The organism is Cobetia sp. SIMBA_158 (assembly GCF_046566945.1).
GTDB lineage: Bacteria > Pseudomonadota > Gammaproteobacteria > Pseudomonadales > Halomonadaceae > Cobetia > Cobetia amphilecti.
In genome coordinates this window covers 1-239 of record NZ_JAWJYL010001014.1, presented here as the reverse complement: position 1 = coordinate 239, position 239 = coordinate 1, and the positions used below count along the sequence as shown (strand labels likewise).

Sequence of the window (239 nt, the reverse complement as noted above, 5' to 3'; positions counted from 1 at the left end):
AAAACGCCAGCCCAGCCAGAAGGAGATCCAGTCGCCCAGCAGACAACCGACAATCCCTGCCAGCCAGGCGTGCCAGAAACTTAACTCGCCGCTGCCAATCAGCGCTCCCAGCCCCGCCATCAGCACCGTACCGGGTAGAATCAAACCGACCAGCGCCAGCGACTCCAGAAAGGCCACCAACACCACCGCCATCAATGAATACACGGTAGATTGGGTAATAAAGTGTTCCAGCAATGCTT

At 57.3% G+C, this 239-nt stretch carries 1 protein-coding gene; it reads right to left on the bottom strand.

The features are described from left to right. A partial coding sequence (locus R2R70_RS22865; protein WP_410979326.1) for a DedA family protein occupies positions 1 to 239 on the bottom strand: 239 nt, incomplete at both ends.